The sequence below is a fragment of the Pedobacter sp. Leaf216 genome, from assembly GCF_001421515.1.
GTDB lineage: Bacteria > Bacteroidota > Bacteroidia > Sphingobacteriales > Sphingobacteriaceae > Pedobacter.
This window is the reverse complement of record NZ_LMKM01000015.1, coordinates 39976-58534: the sequence shown is the minus strand read 5'-3', so window position 1 is coordinate 58534 and position 18559 is coordinate 39976. Positions and strand designations below refer to the sequence as shown.

Here is an 18559-nt window from a genome sequence, read left to right as displayed (position 1 = left end):
TTTTCCCCCGCTAAAATCTTTTATATCAAAACGGGCTACACGTAACTAGTTAAAGCTTAATTATTCCATCTAAACGACTCCCCGGTACAAAAAATAGAATATTTTCGCCTATCTTCCTCTGCCTTCATCCCATTTATTACGCTCATCTTGCAGTTCGCGTGCCAGTTTCATTTCTTTATCTTTAGCTTTTACCTTGTGCGCCTGAAACTCATCGGCTACCTCTTGGTAAAGGGCTGTTCTGTATTTAGCTTCGTGCCTAAACTTACCCGATTGGAAAATTACAAAGGCTAAACCTATCCCTAGTATAATGATAATGGCCCAAACAATTGTGTTGTAGGTACCCTTATCAAAAGATATTCCTAAAAATTTAATTTCATTAACTGCGGCATTGGCATTGGCCAAAGAACTTTCTTTGCCATTTACCTCACCTTTCAAGGTCGAAATGTTACCGGCCTGAGATTTAATTTCCTGCCTGGCCTCTTGTAACTGTTTGCGTTCTTTCCTTAATGTATCGTTAACACTTTTCCATAAGGATGATAATCTTGACGGATTGATCAGCCTTGCGCCATACAAACTTTTAGATTTTTTTAACATGAACTGATACTGTCCGTTTAAAGATGGATCAGTATTTTTAGTCGTGTCGGGCAAAGCTTGTCCAAACGCAACGTTTAAAAATAGCATAGCGCCTAAAAACAATAGGGTGTGTTTAATTTTCTGCATAGTTAAATATAGGTGTTAGAATGTAAAACTACATTTTTATCCATTTCCCGGTTAATAAATTTTGTTTAAGGTTTAGGAAAAGTGTAAAACCGTTTGCTGTTTAACATTCTAAATAACAATTTTATCACAGTTTTATTATAAATTTATTTGCGATAGGTTACATTTGTTCCATGCAAATAGGAATTATTGGTTTAGGCGATATGGGCAAATTGTACGCACTATCGTTTGTAAAGGCTGGTTACAAGGTATGTGGAGCAGATATGCCTTTACGCTTTACCGAGCTAAAAAATGAATTAGTACCAAAAGGAATCGAGGTTTTAATTGATGGCCATGAGGTTGCCCGTAAATCAGACTTTATTATCTATTGCGTTGAAGCTGAAAAAATTGATGAGGTAGTAGCCGTATTTGCACGATCTACTAAATATGGTGCAATAGTAGCCGGACAAACATCTGTTAAACATCCTGAAATTGCAGCTTTCGAAAAACATTTGCCAGAAGATACCCAGATTGTAACCTGCCATTCTTTGCACGGACCCGCTTTTAGTCCGGAGGGCCAAACCCTTGTTGTAGTGCGTCACCGTGCTACCGATGCTGTTTATGCCAAAGCTTTGGAAATTTATAAATCTTTAAAATCAAACATTATTGAAATGGACGATTACAGGGAGCACGACCGCATTGTGGCCGATACACAGGCGGTTACGCACATGGGTTTCGAAAGTATGGGCTCAGCATGGAAAAACGCAGGTTTTTTCCCTTGGGACAATCCTGCCTATGCCGGTGGAATAGATAATGTTAAAATTTTGACCACATTAAGGATTTTTAGCTATAAATCGCACATTTATGCGGGTTTGGCTATTTTAAACCCTTATGCGCAGAAACAGGTAAAATATTACGCACAAGCAGAATCAGAACTGTTTAAATTGATGATCTGTGAAAATGAAGTGGAGTTTAGAGAAAAGATTTATGCCGCCCGCGATTTTGTTTTCCATGAAAGTCGTGCCCTTTTATTGCTAGACGATAATATCATGAAAGAATTCAGCCTGTCAGATGCAAGCCATAAACAAAAACCCAATTCACATCTAAGTTTGCTGAGTATGGTATATGCCTGGTATAAAATGGGGGTAAACCCTTATGATAACCTGATCTGCCAAACACCTCCATTTAAATTGAGATTGGGCATTGCCGAGTATCTTTTCAAAAATGAAGCAATGCTGGAAGAATCTATAAAAACTGCATTATATGATAAATCTATCCGTGGTGATGATTTAGAGTTTCACACAGCAGTGCACGAATGGGCATCAATTATTGGCTATGGCGATTTAAAAGGTTATAAAGAACATTTCGAAGCTGCCAAATCATTTTTTGCCAACCGTTTAAATGATGGACGGGATTTAAGTGCGGAAATGATTAAAAGGCTGGGCAAGTAAATTCGAATATGAAAACCATTTTGAATAAACCAGAACTGGTTTCGCTATTGCAACAACAAATAATAGATATCGAATTACTTTGTGGTGAATATGATCTGGGAAACGAAGCCGTTATTTCTTCAATAGCTGAAAAGATTATCATGATTTTTCATAACTCCGATCAAACAAAAGCATTGGTGAATCAGCTTAAATTAACCCATCCTGATATGTATTGCAGTTCTGAGATCTACAACTCCAAAAGCCTCACCAATTTTATCGGATTGTTAAAATTGGCACATCAAGCAGGGGAGGGCTGGAGATATTCTTCTAAATTAGACCCTGGAGATTTAAAAAGTGTATCCCAAGAAAACTGGTGGAATAATAAAAAGGTAATCATCGATTCGGATGAAATAGCATTTACAAGGGCTAAAATAATTAAATCGGTGGCCAGTTCTAGTCCATTGTTGCTTAATACGTCGGGCTGGAATGTAAAAGATGCTGAAGGTAACAAATCAACCATTAACCCAATACCCGAAACAGTGAGGCAAATCGCTTTCGAATTGCTGGAAAGTTTTAAGGATGTTGATTTAGGGAAGGAAAGTAAGTTGCATTATAAAGGTATAGCTGATAAGCCCCAAATTTAGGATATTAATGCTCCTGGTATCTGATGGCTTCAGTTTAGAATTAAAATCTTACACTTAAATATGGTACCAGAAATCAAAATTTCAGTAGGAGGTAATCCTTTTTTCGATTTAGTTAAAGTAGTTTATCAATATTATCCGATTGGTACGCAGGATGTAAATGAAGCATTTCCGGGTTATAGCAAGCTCACGGCTATTGTAAAAGATAAAATTGAAAGACTTATGTCTAACACACTTCCTGCGGCTGCTAGTAAATTGGATAGCGATATCCAGAATTCATTTAACGATTTTACAGTCCTAAATAGTTACCATCATCAATTCCCCAATTATGCGATGGATATTCGCTTCCCCAAAATAGAATATCCGGAAGTAGATCTGAATTATAAATTGAGTGTGAGAATATCCCTTTTAACAAACCATTATACCATTTTCTTTGAAGAATTGATTTTTCATAAAAACCTTAAGGCAGGTCCTAATCAGGCGGTGTCAATGTCGTTTACCGTTTCATCCTCAATTGGGCATATTGCTAATGCCGAAAATATGGTTCAAAAGCTAAAAACAATAGTCGAAAGCAATTTTCCTGATTATAAATTTGTTAATCATAGACTGTTGTTCTGCCGTAAAATTGAGGGTGGCTATCCACATGGTGCTGATCGCAATCCGTTTAAGAAAGAATTTTCGCTTTACAATTTTCTTTTTGATAACGAATATGAAGTATTTGGAGATTTAAATGTAGTTGGTTAAGCCTGCAATTATTCATCGTACATTCCAAATTTAGCTGCCATAAACTCACATTTTCCGTCACCCATCTTACATCATCCATATAACATATAGACTTTATTTTATTCCCTTAATCCTTCGTTTACCCAAAAACAGTGCATTATATTTGCCCGCATGTCGGTATTGTTGTTTACCATTATCGTTTTATCAGGTGCTTTTTTAGCCGGTTTACTGGGCTCTTTAACGGGTTTGGGTGGCGGGGTAATAATTATACCCCTGCTTACTCTGGCTTTAGGCGTCGATATTCATTATGCTATAGGTGCATCCATTGTTTCCGTTATTGCAACATCTTCAGGTTCTGCGGCAGCCTATGTAAAAGAAGGGATTACGAATATCCGGATTGGTATGTTTTTGGAAATTGCAACCACAATAGGAGCAGTTTGCGGTGCAATTGTAGCCGTTTACTTAAACGCCAACTATATCGCAATTCTTTTTGGCTGTATCCTGATTTTTTCGGCCATCATGACTTTGAAGAAAAAAGTAGACCATACCACATTGGACAATACCGATAAATGGGCCAGATTTTTTAAGCTCAACGGATCTTATCCTGATAAAGGAATTGATCACCCATACGCGGTTAAACATGTTCCCGGAGGGTTTATGATGATGCTTTTTGCAGGAACATTATCGGGTTTGCTTGGTATTGGGAGCGGGGCGCTAAAGGTAATCGCGATGGATAATATTATGCGTTTGCCCTTTAAAGTATCAACCACTACCAGTAATTTTATGATGGGTGTAACTGCAGCGGCCAGCGCAGTTGTTTATTTACACCGCGGTCAGATTGATCCTGGAATTGCCATGCCCGTATGTATTGGTGTACTAACAGGGGCTACCGTTGGTTCAAAAATTCTATTAAAAGCTAAAACTGATAAACTTAAAATTGTATTTGCGGTAGTAGTTGCTTTTTTAGCGCTGCAAATGATCTATAAAGGAATAAGCGGATTATAATGAATACTACTGAAAAGGAAAAGATGAACGATAAAGATATTCAGGTTATTCTGGGTACGCTTTTGCGGGCAGGTGTAATTATCTCAATGAGTATTGTATTAATTGGTGGCGCAATCTTTCTGATCCATAAAAATGGCGCTATTACTGACTATAAAGTTTTTAAACCCGAGCTAAGTAAATTTTCTTCCATAATAGCCATATTTAAAGGAGTAGCTACTTTTCAAGGCGATGCTATTGTTCAGTTTGGGATCCTAATGCTTATTTTTACGCCGATTGCACGCATTGTTTTTGCTATTTTTAGCTTTTTAATTGAGCGCGATTACCTATATGTACTCATTGGATTTATCATTTTAGCGATCATAACTATCAGTTTAAATGGCGGTTTAGCACATTAACATCTCTTTTTTAGTTAAATCCCATCATATCAGCAATTTATTTGAAAAAATATTTGGCTAACTATTTGAAAATTAATATTTCTTGCCTATCTTTGCCGTCCCTTTCGGGGGATGTACAACCACCTTGAACGAAGCCCTACTGCTTCGATGGGTGTTAAAAAGAAAAGATAAAATGTCAGGAATTATTGGAAAAAAAGTAGGAATGACCAGTATCTTTGATGCCGAAGGAAGAAACATTCCTTGTACGGTAATCGAGGCTGGGCCTTGTGTAGTTACACAAGTAAAGACCGAAGAAAAAGACGGGTATTCATCAATCCAACTGGGTTACGATGAGAAAAAAGAGAAAAACACAACTCAACCGTTAAAAGGCCATTTCGCGAAAGCAAACACAACTCCGAAACGCAAGCTGGTAGAATTCGATTCGTTTACAACTTCACTTAATTTAGGTGATGTAGTAACGGTTGATTCTTTCGCAGAAGGCGATTTTGTTGATGTTGTAGGTACCTCAAAAGGTAAAGGTTTTCAAGGTGTTGTAAAACGCCACGGATTTGCCGGTGTTGGTATGCAGACTCACGGTCAGCATAACCGTTTACGTGCCCCAGGTTCATTGGGAGCATCATCATTCCCTTCACGTGTATTCAAAGGAATGCGCATGGCTGGAAGAACAGGTGGAGACAGGGTAAAAGTTCAGAACTTACAGGTTTTGAAAGTTTATGCTGAGCAAAACTTATTAGTAGTTAGTGGTTCCATTCCAGGAGCTAAAGGTTCTTACGTAATCTTAGACAAGTAATCAGATGGAAGTTAAAGTATTAAACATTTCAGGTAAAGAAACAGGTGCCAAGGTGCAACTTCCTGAATCGGTATTTGGTATCGAGCCTAACGACCACGCGATTTATTTAGATGTAAAACAGTATTTGGCTAACCAACGTCAAGGTACTCACAAATCTAAACAACGTAATGAGATTGCTGGTTCAACTCGCAAACTATACAAACAAAAAGGTACAGGTGGTGCCCGTGCTGGTAGCATTAAATCTCCGTTATTTAACGGTGGTGGTCGTGTTTTCGGTCCTCAGCCACGTGATTACAGTTTTAAATTGAACAAGAAATTAAAATCATTAGCACGTAAATCTGCTTTAGCTTATAAAGCAAAAGATAACAACGTGGTAGTTTTAGAAGATTTCAACTTCGATACAATTAAAACTAAAAACTATACAAGTTTATTGGCTGCGTTAAACGTAGGTACTCAAAAAACTTTGTTGGTTTTACCTGCACAAAATAATAATATCTATTTATCAAGCAGAAACGTTCAGAAAACTAAAGTGATTGCTGCAGCAGATTTGAATACATATGATGTATTAAATGCTGGTGTACTTGTGTTAACTGCTGATTCTGTTAAAACTTTGGAGGAGGCATTTGCCAAATAATATGGAAATTTTAAAAAAACCAATATTAACCGAAAAAGCTTCAGCTTTAACCGAGAAATCTAACCGTTTCACGTTTAGCGTTAACCATAAGGCTAACAAAATCCAGATTAAACAAGCAATTGAAAAATTGTACGGTGTAACCATCGTTGCAGTTAACACAATGGTTGTTGATGGAAAAGCTAAATCTCGTTACACTAAAGCAGGTTTTGTTTCAGGCCGTAGCCCGAAATACAAAAAAGCAATCGTAACGTTAAAAGACGGCGAAACAATAGATTATTACGCAACCCTTTAATTTAATAATTCATTATAACTATGGGCTTAAGAAAATTTAAACCAGTTACTCCAGGTACCCGCTTCAGAGTTGGTGCTAGTTTTACGGAGATTACAGCAACCAAGCCCGAAAAATCATTGGTTGTATCATCAAAAAAGTCTGGTGGACGTAACAACACAGGAAAAATGACTATGCGCTACATGGGCGGTGGTCACAAAAAATCATATCGTTTAATCGACTTCAAACGCGATAAATTCGATATTCCTGCAACAGTAGCTACTGTTGAATACGATCCAAACCGTACTGCCCGCATCGCATTATTACATTATGCAGATGGCGAGAAGCGTTATATCATCGCTCCTGAAGGATTGCAAGTTGGTTCGGTATTATTATCGGGCGATAAAGCAGCACCAGAAGTAGGTAACACTTTAAAATTATCGAACATTCCATTAGGTTCTATCATCCACAACGTGGAGATTCACCCTGGAAAAGGAGCACAATTGGCTCGTAGTGCAGGTGCTTATGCACAATTAGCTGCCCGCGATGGTAAATATGCTACTTTGAAAATGCCTTCAGGCGAAACCCGTTTAATCTTGACTACTTGTCTTGCTACTATCGGTGCAGTATCTAACTCAGATCACGCAAACGAAGTATTAGGTAAAGCAGGTCGTAAACGTTGGTTGGGCCGTCGTCCGAGAACTAGACCGGTAGCGATGAACCCTGTCGATCACCCAATGGGTGGTGGTGAAGGTAGATCATCAGGTGGTCACCCACGTTCAAGAAATGGTGTTTTAGCTAAAGGCTTCAAAACCAGAGAACTTAAAAAATATTCTAATCGTTACATCATAGAGAGAAGGAAGAAATAATGGCTCGTTCGATAAAAAAAGGACCTTATATTGACCATAACGTAGAGAAAAAAGTAAACTCTATGAATGATTCAGGCAAAAAGTCTGTAATCAAAACTTGGTCTCGCAGATCAATGATATCACCAGATTTCGTGAATCATACATTTGCAGTACACAACGGAAATAAATTTATCCCTGTGTACGTAACAGAAAACATGGTTGGTCACAAGTTGGGAGAATTTGCTCCAACCAGAACATTCAGAGGACACGCTGAAAAGAAAAAATAATTAGACAATGGAAGCAATAGCAAAATTAAACAATTGTCCAACCTCACCGCGTAAGATGCGTTTGGTTGTAGATCTTATCAGAGGTGAACGTGTAGAAAAAGCATTAAGCATTTTAAAGTTTACCAATAAAGAAGCAGCAATAAGAGTTGAGAAATTATTATTATCTGCTATCAAAAACTGGGAATCTAAAAATGAAGGTGCCCGCCCTGAAGAAAACCAACTTTTTGTAAAAACAGTTATGGTTGATGGTGGCCGTCAGTTGAAACGCTTACGTCCAGCTCCTCAAGGCCGTGGATATAGAATTCGTAAACGTTCTAACCACGTAACGCTGATTGTAGATAGTAAAAGTACAGAAACAACTCAAAACTAATTTTAGGAAATGGGACAAAAAGCAAATCCAATAGGTAACAGGTTAGGTATCATCAAAGGATGGGATTCTAACTGGTTCGGTGGCAACAACTACTCCGATAAATTAGTTGAAGATGAGAAAATAAGAAAATACCTTTCTGCCCGTATCGCTAAAGGCGGTGTTGCAAAAGTAGTTATTGAGCGTACGTTAAAACGTATCACCGTAACTATCCACACAGCTCGTCCGGGTATCGTAATCGGTAAAGCAGGTGCTGAGGTTGATAAAATCAAAGAAGAGTTAAAGAAATTGACTAAAAAGGAAATTCAAATTAACATCTTCGAAATTAAACGCCCAGAACTTGATGCACAATTAGTTGCAGAAGGTGTTGCAAAACAATTAGAAGCAAGGATCTCATTCCGTAGAGCAATGAAATCTTCTATCGCATCAACCATGCGTATGGGTGCTGAAGGTATCAAAATCATGACTTCTGGTCGTTTAGGTGGTGCTGAGATGGCACGTACTGAGCAGTACAAAGAAGGAAGAGTGCCTTTGCATACATTCCGTGCTGATATCGACTACGCTTTAGCTGAAGCCTTAACTACTTATGGTAAAATAGGTGTTAAAGTTTGGATCTGTAAAGGTGAAGTTTATGGAAAACGTGATTTGTCTCCAAACATTGGTGCAACAAACAACGGTCCAAAAGGCGCATCAGATAAACCAGCTTTCGGTGGAAGAGATAACCGTGGTGGTGGAAGAGATAACCGTGGCGGTGGTAACGACAGACGTGGTGGAAACCAAGGCGGCGGTCGTGGTCCGGGCCAAGGTGGTGCAAACAGAGGTGGTGGCGCAGGCGCTAACAGAGGTCCTCGTAAATAATTGATTTATTAACATCGTTTAACGATTAGAACAAAATAAAATGTTACAGCCAAAAAGAACGAAGTTCAGGAAGATGCAAAAAGGCAGAATGAAGGGTTTAGCTTCTCGTGGAGCTGAGTTAGCATTCGGATCTTTCGGTATCAAATCTCTAGAAGCTACTTGGATCACAAGTCGTCAGATAGAGGCTGCCCGTATTGCCGTAACTCGTTTCATGAAACGTGAAGGCCAAGTATGGATCAGGATCTTCCCGGACAAACCGGTAACTAAAAAACCTGCTGAGGTACGTATGGGTAAAGGTAAAGGTGCTCCTGAATATTGGGTAGCAGTTGTAAGACCAGGACGCGTAATTTTCGAAGCTGAAGGTGTGCCTTTAGAAGTTGCTAAAGAAGCATTGCGTTTAGCAGCTCAGAAATTACCGATCCAAACCAAATTCGTAGTACGTAGAGATTACGTAGAAGCATAGTAAAGTGTTGAGGTGAATGTTGTAAATACTTGTTTATTATAACCGCTACACTCAACGTAAAAGAAAAAGAAAAATGAAAAATTCAGAAATCACAGGGCTTTCAAAAGAAGAATTAGTAGCTAAGATTGCGGAAGAAAAAGAGAACTTATCAAAATTGAAGTTCGCTCATACTATTTCAGCTATCGAAAATCCTTCGCGCATTGCAAAAGTAAGGAAAGACATAGCCCGTTTAAACACTGAGTTGACAAAAGTGAAAAACACTGAGTCAGCTACTGAAACTAATTAATTTGAGAGTCGACATGGAAAGACAATTAAGAAAAACAAGAACCGGGTTAGTGGTAAGCAACAAGATGGATAAATCTGTTGTAGTGAGCGTGGAACGTAAAGTAAAACACCCGATTTATGGTAAGTTCGTAAAGAAAACTACCAAATTTATGGCTCACGACGAGAAAAACGAATGCGGTATCGGTGATACAGTATTGATTATGGAAACTCGTCCTTTGAGTAAAAACAAGAACTGGAGATTGGTACAAATTTTAGAAAGAGCTAAATAAGATGGTACAACAGGAATCAAGATTAAACGTTGCTGATAACAGCGGCGCAAAAGAAGTATTGGTAATTCGTGTGCTAGGTGGAACCGGCAAACGTTATGCTTCAATTGGTGATAAAGTAGTTGTTACCGTAAAAAGCGCGTTACCTTCTGGTAACATTAAAAAAGGTACAGTTTCTAAAGCAGTTGTTGTAAGAACTAAAAAAGAAATCCGTCGTAAAGATGGTTCTTATATCCGTTTTGACGATAATGCAGCTGTATTATTGAACGCACAGGATGAGCCAAGAGGTACACGTATCTTTGGCCCGGTTGCGAGAGAACTACGTGAAAAACAATTCATGAAAATTGTATCATTAGCACCGGAGGTATTATAAAATGGGAAACAAAGTAAATACACCATCAAAACTTAAAATCCGTACAGGAGATTTAGTTAAAGTCATTGCTGGCGATTCAAAAGGTCAACAAGGAAAAGTACTTTCAGTACAAATAGATAAAAACAGAGCCATTGTAGAAGGCGTTAACTTAGTATCTAAACATACTAAACCAAATGCTGCAAATCCAAACGGTGGTATTATTAAAAAAGAAGCTGCTCTTCACATTTCTAACTTGATGTTGGTTGATCCAAAATCTGGTAAAGCTACCCGCGTAGGTCGTAAACTTAACGCAGATGGTAAATTAGTTAGAGTTGCTAAAATTTCAGGAGAGGAGATTAAATAATGGCTACACCAAGATTAAAAAGCAAATACAAAGAAGAAGTTGTAAATGCATTAAAAGAAAAATTTCAGTACAAAACTGTAATGCAGGTTCCTAAATTGGAAAAAATCTGTATCAATCAGGGTGTTGGTCGTTTTTCTGTTACAGATAAAAAGATTATGGATACCACTATCGTTGAGTTGACTACCATTACTGGTCAGCAAGCGGTTCCTGCTAACTCTAAGAAAGATATCTCTAACTTTAAGTTACGTAAAGGTATGCCAGTAGGTGTACGTGTTACATTACGCGATAACAACATGTACGAGTTCTTAGATCGTTTGATCTCTGTAGCTTTACCTCGTATCCGTGATTTCAAAGGTATTAACGATAAAGGTTTTGATGGAAAAGGTAACTATACATTAGGTGTTACTGAGCAAATCATCTTTCCTGAGATTAATATCGATAAAATCAATAAAATTTTAGGTATGGATATAACTTTCGTAACTTCGGCAAAATCTGACGTTGAGGCTCTTGAGTTATTGAAACAATTCGGATTACCATTTAAAAATCAAAAAACAGCAGAATAATGGCAAAAGAAGGTGTAAAAGCACGCGAAGTTAAGCGCCAAAAATTGGTAGCTAGATACGCTGAAAAACGTGCAGTTTTAAAAGCTGCAGGAGATTTCGAGGGTTTAGATAAATTACCTAAAAACTCATCTCCAGTACGTTTACACAACCGTTGTAAATTAACTGGTCGTCCTCGTGGATATATGCGTACCTTTGGTATTTCAAGGGTAACGTTCCGCCAGATGGCATTAGACGGTAAAATACCAGGTGTTAAAAAAGCATCTTGGTAATATAGCTTAAAGACTAAAGTCTTGAGCTTAAATACTAAAGCTGAAAAAGAGTTTGAAGTTCAAAGTTTAAGGCGATATAAAATCGCTTTAGACTTTGGTCTTTTAGCTTTCGGCTTGAAAAAGAATTTTAACCGGTAGCAGGTCCCATACCGATGTGAAATCGGCACAGGAAACCACTATCACAAATAATAAAAAATGAATACAGATCCAATAGCAGATTATTTAACAAGAGTAAGGAATGCCATTAAGGCCAACCACCGTGTTGTAGAAATTCCTGCATCAAACCTTAAAAAAGAAATTACTAAAGTTCTTTTCGATAAAGGTTACATCGCGAACTACAAGTTTGAAGATACTACAGTTCAAGGCACCATTAAAATTGCTTTGAAATACAATCCGATTACTAAAGTTCCTGCTATTCGTACATTAGTGCGAGTAAGTAAACCAGGTTTGAGAAACTATGCTGGTGTTGAAAATATGCCAAGAGTATTAAACGGTTTAGGTATCGCAATCTTATCTACTTCTAAAGGTGTAATGACCGATAAAGAAGCAGCCAAATTAAACATTGGTGGTGAGGTATTGTGTCACGTTTATTAATATTAGGAGAACAGCACAATGTCAAGAATAGGAAAAGCCCCAATTACAATCCCTGCAGGTGTTACAATTACCGTTTCAAAAGATAACGTTGTAAGCGTAAAAGGTCCTAAAGGTGAATTAACACAAGCAGTAGATTCAGATATCACTGTAAGTCAAGAAGAAGGAATTTTAACAGTTCAACGTCCTTCAGAACAAAAGAAACACAAAGCATTACACGGTTTATATCGCTCTTTGCTTAACAATATGGTTATTGGTGTTACAGATGGTTATAAATTAACTCAAGAATTAGTAGGTGTTGGTTACCGTGCTACAAACACAGGTAATACATTAGATCTTGTTTTAGGTTATTCTCACCATTATGTGTTCCAGTTACCAGAAGAAATTAAAGTAACTACATCTTCAGAAAAAGGTCAGACTCCTAAAATCATTTTAGAAAGTATTGACAAACAATTGATCGGTCAGGTAGCAGCGAAAATCCGTTCGTTACGTGCACCAGAGCCATATAAAGGTAAAGGTATCAAGTTTGTAGGTGAAGTGTTAAGAAGAAAAGCAGGTAAATCAGCATCTAAAAAATAGTAATCATGGCAGGTAAAAAATTATCAAGAAGAGATCGTATTAAAAAAGGGATCAGAAAAAGACTTACCGGTTCGGAAGAACGTCCAAGGTTATCTGTATATAGAAGCAATAAAGGGATTTATGCGCAGGTAATTAACGATGTAACCGGTAAAACAATAGCATCAGCATCATCATTATCGAAAGATTTTACTGGTACTGGAAACAAGAGCGATCAGTCTGTTGCAGTAGGTAAATTAGTTGCCGAAAAAGCAATCGCTGCAGGTGTTAAAGAAGTTGTTTTCGATAGAAATGGCTATTTATACCACGGTCGTGTAAAATCGTTGGCAGAGGGTGCCCGCGAAGCTGGTTTAGTATTTTAATCTGAAGAAAAAGTAAGATGTCAACTATTAATATAAAAAGAGTAAAAACCACCGATATCGAATTAAAGGATCGTTTGGTTAGTATACAACGTGTTGCCAAAGTAACCAAAGGTGGCCGTACTTTCAGCTTCTCAGCAATTGTTGTTGTAGGTGATGAAAACGGTGTTGTTGGTTTCGGTTTAGGTAAAGCGAAAGAGGTAACTGAAGCAATCGCTAAAGGTGTGGATGATGCTAAAAAGAACTTGGTAAAAGTTCCGATTTTAAACGGTACTGTTCCTCACGAGCAAATCGGTAAATTCTCTGGTGGTTTTGTTTTAATCAAACCAGCTGCAGTAGGTACCGGAGTAATTGCTGGTGGTGCGATGCGTGCTGTATTAGAGAGTGCTGGCGTGCATAACGTATTGGCAAAATCTAAAGGATCATCTAACCCACACAACGTGGTAAAAGCAACTGTTGATGCATTAACTAAAATGCGTGATGCTTATACAGTAGCTCAAACTCGTGGTATAGATTTAAACAAAGTATTTAACGGATAATATCATGGCTAAGATCAAAATAACACAAGTAAAAAGCGTTATCGACAGAAGCGAGCGCCAAAAAAGAACCGTTCAGGCTTTGGGTTTATCTAAAATGAACCAAAGTGTTGAGGTTGAAGCTACTCCACAAATTATCGGTATGGTTCGCAAAGTGAACCATTTGGTAGCAATCGAAGCAATTTAGTAAAAGTTTTAAAGGTAGTATGGGTAAAAGCCTGTACTACCTTTATATATGTTTAATCGTTGTACCTGTTTAGTGAAAGCGAAGGGCAACACAAATTCAAAAAAATGAATTTAAATAATTTAAAACCTGCAGTAGGTTCTACAAAAAACAGCAAAAGAATTGGTCGTGGTACAGGTTCTGGTCGTGGCGGTACTTCAACTCGTGGTCACAAAGGTGCGGGTTCTCGTTCAGGTCACAAAACCAAAATCGGTTTTGAAGGTGGTCAAATGCCATTACAACGTCGTGTGCCTAAAGTTGGTTTCAAACCAATTAACCGTACAGAGTATGTTGGCGTAAACTTAGATGTTTTACAAGCATTGGCTGAAAAACACAGCTTAACAACTATCGATTTTGCTGCTTTACAAGCGCATGGTTTAGCTTCTAAAAACGACTTGGTTAAAATTTTAGGTCGTGGTGAAGTTAAAGCAAAGCTAGAAATTACAGCACATGCGTTTTCTGCAACCGCACAAAAAGCTATTGAAGCTGCAGGTGGTTCTATTGTAAAATTGTAATTATTAAATGAAGAAGCTATTTACTACTTTAAGTAATATCTGGAAAATTCAGGAATTAAAAGAGCGTATATTGTTTACGCTCTTAATTCTTTTGGTATACCGTTTCGTATCTCACGTGGTTTTACCAGGTGTGGATCCAACTGCTTTAGGCAATAACGAAAAATCAGGAATCTTGGGCTTACTAGATATGTTTGCCGGAGGTTCTTTCTCTCGTGTGTCTATTTTAGCATTGGGCGTAATGCCTTATATCTCTGCGTCCATCGTGGTGCAACTATTGGGTATTGCTGTTCCTTCTTTCCAAAAAATGCAGAAAGAAGGCGAAAGTGGTAGAAAGAAAATGAACCAGATTACCCGTTACCTAACGGTAGCGATCACAATCGTTCAATCTGTTGGTTACGTTAAAACGCAAGTTCCTGCAGAAGCTATTTTATTGCCAAATACTTTATTTTTAGTGTTATCTACGTTTGTATTAACAGCAGGTACATTATTTGTAATGTGGTTAGGTGAAAAAATTACTGATAAAGGTATTGGTAACGGTACATCACTAATCATTATGGTTGGTATTATTGCCCGTTTACCAGTAGCAATTTCTCAAGAATTTAGTGCACGTGTAGGTTCATCTAGTGAAGGTGGAGGTCCTGTTGCATTAGTTTTAGAGATCGTTGCATTATTTGCAGTGGTGATGTTTACCATTTTAATTGTTCAAGGTGTACGTAAAGTGCCTGTACAATACGCTAAGAAAATTGTTGGTAACCGCCAGTTTGGTGGTGTTCGTCAGTACATTCCTTTAAAAGTGAATGCTGCTGGTGTTATGCCGATTATTTTTGCTCAGGCGTTAATGTTTATTCCAGGTGCTTTAATGCAGTTTGTTCCTTCATTACAAGGTTCTTGGTTAATCCAGTTCAGCAATACAACTTCGTTGGCTTATAGTTTAACGTTCGCATTTTTAATTATCGCATTTACTTTCTTCTATACTGCAATTACAGTTAATCCAACTCAAATGAGCGACGATATGAAGAAAAATGGTGGTTTTATCCCTGGTGTTAAACCAGGTTTTGCAACATCAACTTTTATTGATGATGTAATTTCTAAAATTACTTTCCCAGGTGCAGTATTTTTAGCGATCATTGCTATTTTACCTTCATTAGCGGTTAAGTTCGGAATTAAACAAGAGTTTGCACACTTTTTTGGTGGTACTTCTTTATTGATTTTGGTTGGTGTTGTTTTGGATACATTGCAACAGATCGAAAGTTATTTATTGATGCGCCATTACGATGGTTTGATGAAAACGGGTAGAGTTACCGGCAGAACAGGTGTTCCTGCTGCAAGTAGCAATGCTGCGTTGTAGTGTAAAGGATGTCTAAAATTTATTACAAATCTCTTGAGGAGATCGAGTTAATAAGAGAAAGTTCCATGCTTGTTTCTAAAACTTTGGCCGAAGTGGCCAAGGTGATAAAAGCAGGCATGACTACCATTCAGTTAGATAAGCTGGCTTACGAGTTTATAAGTGACCACGGAGCAATCCCGGCATTTTTAAATTATAATGGTTTCCCAAATTCTTTATGTATTTCGCCAAATGAGCAGGTTGTTCATGGTTTTCCAAGCGAATACGTAATTCAGGAGGGCGACTTAATTTCAGTTGACTGTGGTGTAATCAAAAACAATTTTTTCGGCGATTCGGCTTATACTTTCTCCATCGGGGAAATTGATACTGAAAAACAGAAATTGGTTGAGGTTACCAAACGTTGTTTGGAGTTAGGAGTAGAAAAGGCCGTAGTGGGTATGCGCATTGGTGATATTGGTTTTGCCGTTCAACAATATGCAGAAGCTAATGGATTTGGTGTAGTAAGAGAACTTGTTGGGCATGGTGTTGGTGTAAAACTTCATGAGAAACCAGAAGTTCCGAATTATGGGAAACGTGGTGCAGGACCAAAACTTGAAGAAGGAATGGTGATTGCAATAGAACCCATGATCAATGCAGGCGTAGCCGGTGTTAAATTCCATAACGATGGATGGACTGTAACAAGTAAAGACAATAAGCCATCGGCACATTTTGAACACACAGTAGCGGTTAAAAAGGGCAAAGCAGAGGTTTTATCAACGTTTTCTATTATAGAAGAAGTTTTACAACAAAAAAAATAAATAATTAAAATTTTTTATTTAATTTTGCAACCCTGTTTAGAAGCAGCTAATTAAGTAACAATCAATAAAATATGGCTAAACAAGCCTCAATTGAACAAGACGGAGTAATAAGAGAAGCATTATCCAATGCAATGTTCCGGGTAGAACTCGAGAACGGGCATGAGATTATTGCGCATATTTCAGGTAAGATGAGGATGCACTACATCAAAATTCTTCCTGGTGATAAAGTTAAATTGGAAATGTCTCCTTATGATTTAACAAAAGGACGCATTACTTATAGATACAAATAAAATGAAAGTTAGATCATCAATTAAAAAGCGTAGCGCTGATTGCAAGATTATTCGCCGTAAAGGAAAACTTTACGTAATCAACAAGAAAAATCCTAAATACAAGCAACGTCAAGGGTAATTAAAAATACTGTAATCAACCGCACAACGGTGGCCCGCCGTTCGGAATTACTCAAAAAATAAATAAATATGGCAAGGATTTCAGGTATTGATTTACCAAGAAACAAAAGAGGAGAAATCGGTTTAACGTATATCTACGGAATTGGCAGAACAACTGCACAACGTATATTAACTACAGCTGGTATCGACTTGAACAAAAAAGTACAAGACTGGTCTGATGATGAGTTATCAGCTATCCGTACAATGATTAACGATGAGATTAAAGTAGAAGGTGCTTTACGCTCAGAGGTTCAGTTAAACATCAAACGTTTAATGGATATTGGTTGTTACCGTGGTTTACGTCACAGAAAAGGTTTACCTTCTCGTGGTCAGCGTACTAAAAACAACTCACGTACTCGTAAGGGTAAGAGAAAAACAGTTGCTAACAAGAAAAAAGCTACTAAGTAATAGATAGATAAGAGATATGAGATTTTAGATGTGAGCACCATATCTTCAAAATCTGCTCAAATCTGGAATAAAAGAGAAAAAGTAGGATACTGAGTATCGGGGTAGGGTAGTTTCCTATCTCAAGTCTCATATCTAAAATCTAAAAGATAAAATGGCTAAGAGTAAAAAAGTAACAAAAAAACGTATCGTTGTAATTGAGTCTGTAGGTCAGGCCCATATCAATGCTACCTTCAACAACATTATCGTTACCTTAACAAACAACAACGGACAGACTATCTCATGGTCTTCTGCTGGTAAAATGGGCTTTAAAGGTTCTAAAAAGAACACGCCTTATGCAGCTGGTCAAGCAGCTTCAGATTGCGGTAAAGTTGCATTTGATTTAGGTTTACGTAAAGTTGAAGTATTTGTAAAAGGTCCGGGTTCAGGTCGTGAATCTGCAATCAGAACTTTACAAGTAGCAGGTATTGAGGTTATGTCTATCAAAGATATCACTCCACTTCCTCACAACGGATGTCGTCCTCCTAAAAAGAGAAGAGTTTAATTAATTTTAAAGCTAAGAATCTCCAGCTTCAGGTTGGATGATACTTTAAAACAGAAAAAAAAATGGCAAGATATACAGGCCCAAAATCAAAAATCGCCCGTAAATTCAGAGAACCAATCTTCGGTCCTGATAAGGTGTTAGACAGAAAAAATTATCCTCCTGGGCAACATGGCTCATCAAAAAGAAGAGGAAAACAATCTGAATATGCTATCCAGTTAATGGAGAAACAAAAAGTAAAATATACTTATGGTGTATTAGAAAAACAATTCAGTAACTTGTTTAAAAAAGCATCTTCTCGTGCTGGTATTACCGGTGATAACTTACTTCAGTTATTAGAAGCACGTTTAGATAACACAGTTTACCGTTTAGGTATTTCAACAACCCGTTCTGGTGCACGCCAGTTAGTTAGCCATAAACACGTAACCGTGAATGGTGAAGTTGTAAATATCCCTTCATATCAGTTAAAAGCTGGTGATGTGGTTGCTGTTCGTGAAAAATCTAAATCTTTAGAATCAATTAGTAACTCAGTTGCAGGTAGAACAATCAATAAGTTCGCTTGGTTAGAGTGGAACGCTAGTGAATTAACTGGTAAATTCTTAACCTATCCTCAACGTGATGAGATTCCTGAAAACATTAAGGAAAACTTAATCATCGAGTTATACTCAAAGTAATAAATGATCTAGTTAATTACCTCAAAAGGGTAATTAACTTTTTTCAT

Annotated in this window: 33 protein-coding genes; 32 read left to right on the top strand and 1 reads right to left on the bottom strand. The window is 37.6% G+C overall.

Annotation, left to right across the window (positions count from 1 at the left end; all coding sequences use genetic code 11):
- Window positions 1-108: 108 nt before the first annotated feature.
- Window positions 109-720 (bottom strand): hypothetical protein, encoded by a 612-nt coding sequence (locus ASE74_RS13775; RefSeq protein ID WP_055910094.1) that lies wholly within the window; start codon window positions 718-720, stop codon window positions 109-111.
- A gap of 170 nt (window positions 721-890) precedes the next feature.
- On the opposite strand from ASE74_RS13775, the gene ASE74_RS13770 reads away from it, so the two are divergent.
- From ASE74_RS13770 to rpsD, 32 genes are all read left to right on the top strand, one after another.
- The gene (locus tag ASE74_RS13770) at window positions 891-2147 is read left to right on the top strand and encodes a prephenate dehydrogenase (RefSeq protein ID WP_055910091.1); all 1257 of its coding nucleotides are present in this window, start codon (window positions 891-893) and stop codon (window positions 2145-2147) included.
- A gap of 8 nt (window positions 2148-2155) precedes the next feature.
- Window positions 2156-2770, top strand: coding sequence for a hypothetical protein (locus tag ASE74_RS13765; RefSeq protein WP_055910089.1), 615 nt, complete (start codon window positions 2156-2158; stop codon window positions 2768-2770).
- Window positions 2771-2830: 60 nt separating this feature from the next.
- A complete protein-coding gene (locus ASE74_RS13760) occupies window positions 2831-3511 on the top strand; it encodes a hypothetical protein (protein ID WP_055910087.1) in 681 nt (226 codons plus the stop codon).
- Window positions 3512-3661: 150 nt separating this feature from the next.
- The gene (locus ASE74_RS13755) at window positions 3662-4495 is read left to right on the top strand and encodes a sulfite exporter TauE/SafE family protein (protein WP_055910084.1); all 834 of its coding nucleotides are present in this window, start codon (window positions 3662-3664) and stop codon (window positions 4493-4495) included.
- Window positions 4495-4890 carry a DUF1634 domain-containing protein gene (locus tag ASE74_RS13750; protein WP_055910082.1) on the top strand — a complete coding sequence of 132 codons (396 nt, stop codon included), beginning with the start codon at window positions 4495-4497 and terminating at the stop codon, window positions 4888-4890. The genes ASE74_RS13755 and ASE74_RS13750 overlap by 1 nt, the downstream gene beginning before the upstream one ends.
- Window positions 4891-5062: 172 nt before the next feature.
- Complete coding sequence (gene rplC / locus ASE74_RS13745; RefSeq protein ID WP_055910207.1) at window positions 5063-5680, top strand: 50S ribosomal protein L3; 618 nt, start codon at window positions 5063-5065, stop codon at window positions 5678-5680.
- 4 nt (window positions 5681-5684) lie between these two features.
- Entirely contained in the window at window positions 5685-6314 is a 630-nt protein-coding gene (gene rplD / locus ASE74_RS13740; RefSeq protein ID WP_055910081.1) for a 50S ribosomal protein L4, read from the top strand.
- 1 nt (window position 6315) lies between these two features.
- On the top strand, window positions 6316-6606 hold the full coding sequence (gene rplW, locus ASE74_RS13735) for a 50S ribosomal protein L23 (protein ID WP_029278648.1): 291 nt from the start codon (window positions 6316-6318) through the stop codon (window positions 6604-6606).
- A gap of 20 nt (window positions 6607-6626) precedes the next feature.
- Window positions 6627-7451, top strand: coding sequence for a 50S ribosomal protein L2 (gene rplB / locus ASE74_RS13730; RefSeq protein WP_055910079.1), 825 nt, complete (start codon window positions 6627-6629; stop codon window positions 7449-7451).
- Entirely contained in the window at window positions 7451-7717 is a 267-nt protein-coding gene (gene rpsS, locus ASE74_RS13725; protein ID WP_010599906.1) for a 30S ribosomal protein S19, read from the top strand. Before rplB ends, rpsS begins: the two co-directional genes overlap by 1 nt.
- Window positions 7718-7724: 7 nt before the next feature.
- Window positions 7725-8087, top strand: coding sequence for a 50S ribosomal protein L22 (gene rplV, locus ASE74_RS13720; RefSeq protein ID WP_029278650.1), 363 nt, complete (start codon window positions 7725-7727; stop codon window positions 8085-8087).
- A gap of 9 nt (window positions 8088-8096) precedes the next feature.
- Window positions 8097-8942, top strand: a complete 846-nt coding sequence (gene rpsC, locus ASE74_RS13715; RefSeq protein WP_029278651.1) for a 30S ribosomal protein S3 — start codon at window positions 8097-8099, stop codon at window positions 8940-8942.
- A 40-nt stretch (window positions 8943-8982) separates the two neighbouring features.
- Window positions 8983-9405, top strand: coding sequence for a 50S ribosomal protein L16 (rplP, locus tag ASE74_RS13710; protein ID WP_010599903.1), 423 nt, complete (start codon window positions 8983-8985; stop codon window positions 9403-9405).
- Window positions 9406-9478: 73 nt separating this feature from the next.
- On the top strand, window positions 9479-9691 hold the full coding sequence (rpmC, locus tag ASE74_RS13705) for a 50S ribosomal protein L29 (RefSeq protein ID WP_055910078.1): 213 nt from the start codon (window positions 9479-9481) through the stop codon (window positions 9689-9691).
- A gap of 13 nt (window positions 9692-9704) precedes the next feature.
- The gene (gene rpsQ / locus ASE74_RS13700) at window positions 9705-9959 is read left to right on the top strand and encodes a 30S ribosomal protein S17 (protein ID WP_010599901.1); all 255 of its coding nucleotides are present in this window, start codon (window positions 9705-9707) and stop codon (window positions 9957-9959) included.
- Between the two features lies 1 nt (window position 9960).
- Entirely contained in the window at window positions 9961-10329 is a 369-nt protein-coding gene (rplN, locus tag ASE74_RS13695) for a 50S ribosomal protein L14 (protein WP_010599900.1), read from the top strand.
- Between the two features lies 1 nt (window position 10330).
- Window positions 10331-10672, top strand: coding sequence for a 50S ribosomal protein L24 (gene rplX, locus ASE74_RS13690; protein ID WP_025145216.1), 342 nt, complete (start codon window positions 10331-10333; stop codon window positions 10670-10672).
- On the top strand, window positions 10669-11235 hold the full coding sequence (rplE, locus tag ASE74_RS13685; RefSeq protein ID WP_086547740.1) for a 50S ribosomal protein L5: 567 nt from the start codon (window positions 10669-10671) through the stop codon (window positions 11233-11235). Before rplX ends, rplE begins: the two co-directional genes overlap by 4 nt.
- Window positions 11235-11504 carry a 30S ribosomal protein S14 gene (gene rpsN / locus ASE74_RS13680; RefSeq protein ID WP_025145214.1) on the top strand — a complete coding sequence of 90 codons (270 nt, stop codon included), beginning with the start codon at window positions 11235-11237 and terminating at the stop codon, window positions 11502-11504. The genes rplE and rpsN overlap by 1 nt, the downstream gene beginning before the upstream one ends.
- 195 nt (window positions 11505-11699) lie before the next feature.
- Window positions 11700-12098 carry a 30S ribosomal protein S8 gene (rpsH, locus tag ASE74_RS13675; RefSeq protein WP_010599896.1) on the top strand — a complete coding sequence of 133 codons (399 nt, stop codon included), beginning with the start codon at window positions 11700-11702 and terminating at the stop codon, window positions 12096-12098.
- Window positions 12099-12116: 18 nt separating this feature from the next.
- Complete coding sequence (rplF, locus tag ASE74_RS13670; protein WP_055910076.1) at window positions 12117-12674, top strand: 50S ribosomal protein L6; 558 nt, start codon at window positions 12117-12119, stop codon at window positions 12672-12674.
- A gap of 5 nt (window positions 12675-12679) precedes the next feature.
- Complete coding sequence (gene rplR / locus ASE74_RS13665; RefSeq protein ID WP_029278655.1) at window positions 12680-13033, top strand: 50S ribosomal protein L18; 354 nt, start codon at window positions 12680-12682, stop codon at window positions 13031-13033.
- A 17-nt stretch (window positions 13034-13050) separates the two neighbouring features.
- Window positions 13051-13569 (top strand): 30S ribosomal protein S5, encoded by a 519-nt coding sequence (gene rpsE, locus ASE74_RS13660; RefSeq protein WP_010599893.1) that lies wholly within the window; start codon window positions 13051-13053, stop codon window positions 13567-13569.
- Between the two features lie 4 nt (window positions 13570-13573).
- Entirely contained in the window at window positions 13574-13753 is a 180-nt protein-coding gene (gene rpmD / locus ASE74_RS13655) for a 50S ribosomal protein L30 (protein ID WP_010599892.1), read from the top strand.
- A gap of 104 nt (window positions 13754-13857) precedes the next feature.
- Window positions 13858-14304, top strand: a complete 447-nt coding sequence (gene rplO / locus ASE74_RS13650; protein WP_055910204.1) for a 50S ribosomal protein L15 — start codon at window positions 13858-13860, stop codon at window positions 14302-14304.
- A 7-nt stretch (window positions 14305-14311) separates the two neighbouring features.
- Window positions 14312-15652: a preprotein translocase subunit SecY gene (gene secY, locus ASE74_RS13645; protein WP_029278656.1), complete on the top strand. Its 1341-nt coding sequence runs from the start codon at window positions 14312-14314 to the stop codon at window positions 15650-15652.
- A gap of 8 nt (window positions 15653-15660) precedes the next feature.
- Window positions 15661-16446, top strand: coding sequence for a type I methionyl aminopeptidase (map, locus tag ASE74_RS13640; protein WP_055910074.1), 786 nt, complete (start codon window positions 15661-15663; stop codon window positions 16444-16446).
- Window positions 16447-16517: 71 nt separating this feature from the next.
- Entirely contained in the window at window positions 16518-16736 is a 219-nt protein-coding gene (gene infA / locus ASE74_RS13635; protein ID WP_010599888.1) for a translation initiation factor IF-1, read from the top strand.
- Window position 16737: 1 nt separating this feature from the next.
- Entirely contained in the window at window positions 16738-16854 is a 117-nt protein-coding gene (rpmJ, locus tag ASE74_RS24430) for a 50S ribosomal protein L36 (RefSeq protein WP_010599887.1), read from the top strand.
- A gap of 68 nt (window positions 16855-16922) precedes the next feature.
- Window positions 16923-17300, top strand: a complete 378-nt coding sequence (gene rpsM / locus ASE74_RS13630; RefSeq protein ID WP_010599886.1) for a 30S ribosomal protein S13 — start codon at window positions 16923-16925, stop codon at window positions 17298-17300.
- 151 nt (window positions 17301-17451) lie between these two features.
- A complete protein-coding gene (rpsK, locus tag ASE74_RS13625; protein WP_055910073.1) occupies window positions 17452-17841 on the top strand; it encodes a 30S ribosomal protein S11 in 390 nt (129 codons plus the stop codon).
- 62 nt (window positions 17842-17903) lie between these two features.
- A complete protein-coding gene (gene rpsD / locus ASE74_RS13620; RefSeq protein ID WP_029282720.1) occupies window positions 17904-18512 on the top strand; it encodes a 30S ribosomal protein S4 in 609 nt (202 codons plus the stop codon).
- Window positions 18513-18559 lie beyond the last annotated feature (47 nt).

Coding starts and splice junctions, on each gene's coding strand:
- rplP (WP_010599903.1), top strand. CDS start 8,983: ATGTTACAGCCAAAAAGAACGAAGTTCAGGAAGATGCAAAAAGGCAGA.
- rplX (WP_025145216.1), top strand. CDS start 10,331: ATGGGAAACAAAGTAAATACACCATCAAAACTTAAAATCCGTACAGGA.
- rplO (WP_055910204.1), top strand. CDS start 13,858: ATGAATTTAAATAATTTAAAACCTGCAGTAGGTTCTACAAAAAACAGC.
- rplB (WP_055910079.1), top strand. CDS start 6,627: ATGGGCTTAAGAAAATTTAAACCAGTTACTCCAGGTACCCGCTTCAGA.
- rplN (WP_010599900.1), top strand. CDS start 9,961: ATGGTACAACAGGAATCAAGATTAAACGTTGCTGATAACAGCGGCGCA.
- rpsS (WP_010599906.1), top strand. CDS start 7,451: ATGGCTCGTTCGATAAAAAAAGGACCTTATATTGACCATAACGTAGAG.
- ASE74_RS13775 (WP_055910094.1), bottom strand. CDS start 720: ATGCAGAAAATTAAACACACCCTATTGTTTTTAGGCGCTATGCTATTT.
- infA (WP_010599888.1), top strand. CDS start 16,518: ATGGCTAAACAAGCCTCAATTGAACAAGACGGAGTAATAAGAGAAGCA.
- rpsQ (WP_010599901.1), top strand. CDS start 9,705: ATGGAAAGACAATTAAGAAAAACAAGAACCGGGTTAGTGGTAAGCAAC.
- ASE74_RS13750 (WP_055910082.1), top strand. CDS start 4,495: ATGAATACTACTGAAAAGGAAAAGATGAACGATAAAGATATTCAGGTT.
- ASE74_RS13755 (WP_055910084.1), top strand. CDS start 3,662: ATGTCGGTATTGTTGTTTACCATTATCGTTTTATCAGGTGCTTTTTTA.
- rpsE (WP_010599893.1), top strand. CDS start 13,051: ATGTCAACTATTAATATAAAAAGAGTAAAAACCACCGATATCGAATTA.
- rplW (WP_029278648.1), top strand. CDS start 6,316: ATGGAAATTTTAAAAAAACCAATATTAACCGAAAAAGCTTCAGCTTTA.
- rpmD (WP_010599892.1), top strand. CDS start 13,574: ATGGCTAAGATCAAAATAACACAAGTAAAAAGCGTTATCGACAGAAGC.
- rplF (WP_055910076.1), top strand. CDS start 12,117: ATGTCAAGAATAGGAAAAGCCCCAATTACAATCCCTGCAGGTGTTACA.
- map (WP_055910074.1), top strand. CDS start 15,661: ATGTCTAAAATTTATTACAAATCTCTTGAGGAGATCGAGTTAATAAGA.
- ASE74_RS13765 (WP_055910089.1), top strand. CDS start 2,156: ATGAAAACCATTTTGAATAAACCAGAACTGGTTTCGCTATTGCAACAA.
- ASE74_RS13760 (WP_055910087.1), top strand. CDS start 2,831: ATGGTACCAGAAATCAAAATTTCAGTAGGAGGTAATCCTTTTTTCGAT.
- secY (WP_029278656.1), top strand. CDS start 14,312: ATGAAGAAGCTATTTACTACTTTAAGTAATATCTGGAAAATTCAGGAA.
- rpmJ (WP_010599887.1), top strand. CDS start 16,738: ATGAAAGTTAGATCATCAATTAAAAAGCGTAGCGCTGATTGCAAGATT.
- rpmC (WP_055910078.1), top strand. CDS start 9,479: ATGAAAAATTCAGAAATCACAGGGCTTTCAAAAGAAGAATTAGTAGCT.
- rpsC (WP_029278651.1), top strand. CDS start 8,097: ATGGGACAAAAAGCAAATCCAATAGGTAACAGGTTAGGTATCATCAAA.
- rplR (WP_029278655.1), top strand. CDS start 12,680: ATGGCAGGTAAAAAATTATCAAGAAGAGATCGTATTAAAAAAGGGATC.
- rplV (WP_029278650.1), top strand. CDS start 7,725: ATGGAAGCAATAGCAAAATTAAACAATTGTCCAACCTCACCGCGTAAG.
- rplD (WP_055910081.1), top strand. CDS start 5,685: ATGGAAGTTAAAGTATTAAACATTTCAGGTAAAGAAACAGGTGCCAAG.
- rpsN (WP_025145214.1), top strand. CDS start 11,235: ATGGCAAAAGAAGGTGTAAAAGCACGCGAAGTTAAGCGCCAAAAATTG.
- rpsM (WP_010599886.1), top strand. CDS start 16,923: ATGGCAAGGATTTCAGGTATTGATTTACCAAGAAACAAAAGAGGAGAA.
- ASE74_RS13770 (WP_055910091.1), top strand. CDS start 891: ATGCAAATAGGAATTATTGGTTTAGGCGATATGGGCAAATTGTACGCA.
- rpsH (WP_010599896.1), top strand. CDS start 11,700: ATGAATACAGATCCAATAGCAGATTATTTAACAAGAGTAAGGAATGCC.
- rpsD (WP_029282720.1), top strand. CDS start 17,904: ATGGCAAGATATACAGGCCCAAAATCAAAAATCGCCCGTAAATTCAGA.
- rplC (WP_055910207.1), top strand. CDS start 5,063: ATGTCAGGAATTATTGGAAAAAAAGTAGGAATGACCAGTATCTTTGAT.
- rpsK (WP_055910073.1), top strand. CDS start 17,452: ATGGCTAAGAGTAAAAAAGTAACAAAAAAACGTATCGTTGTAATTGAG.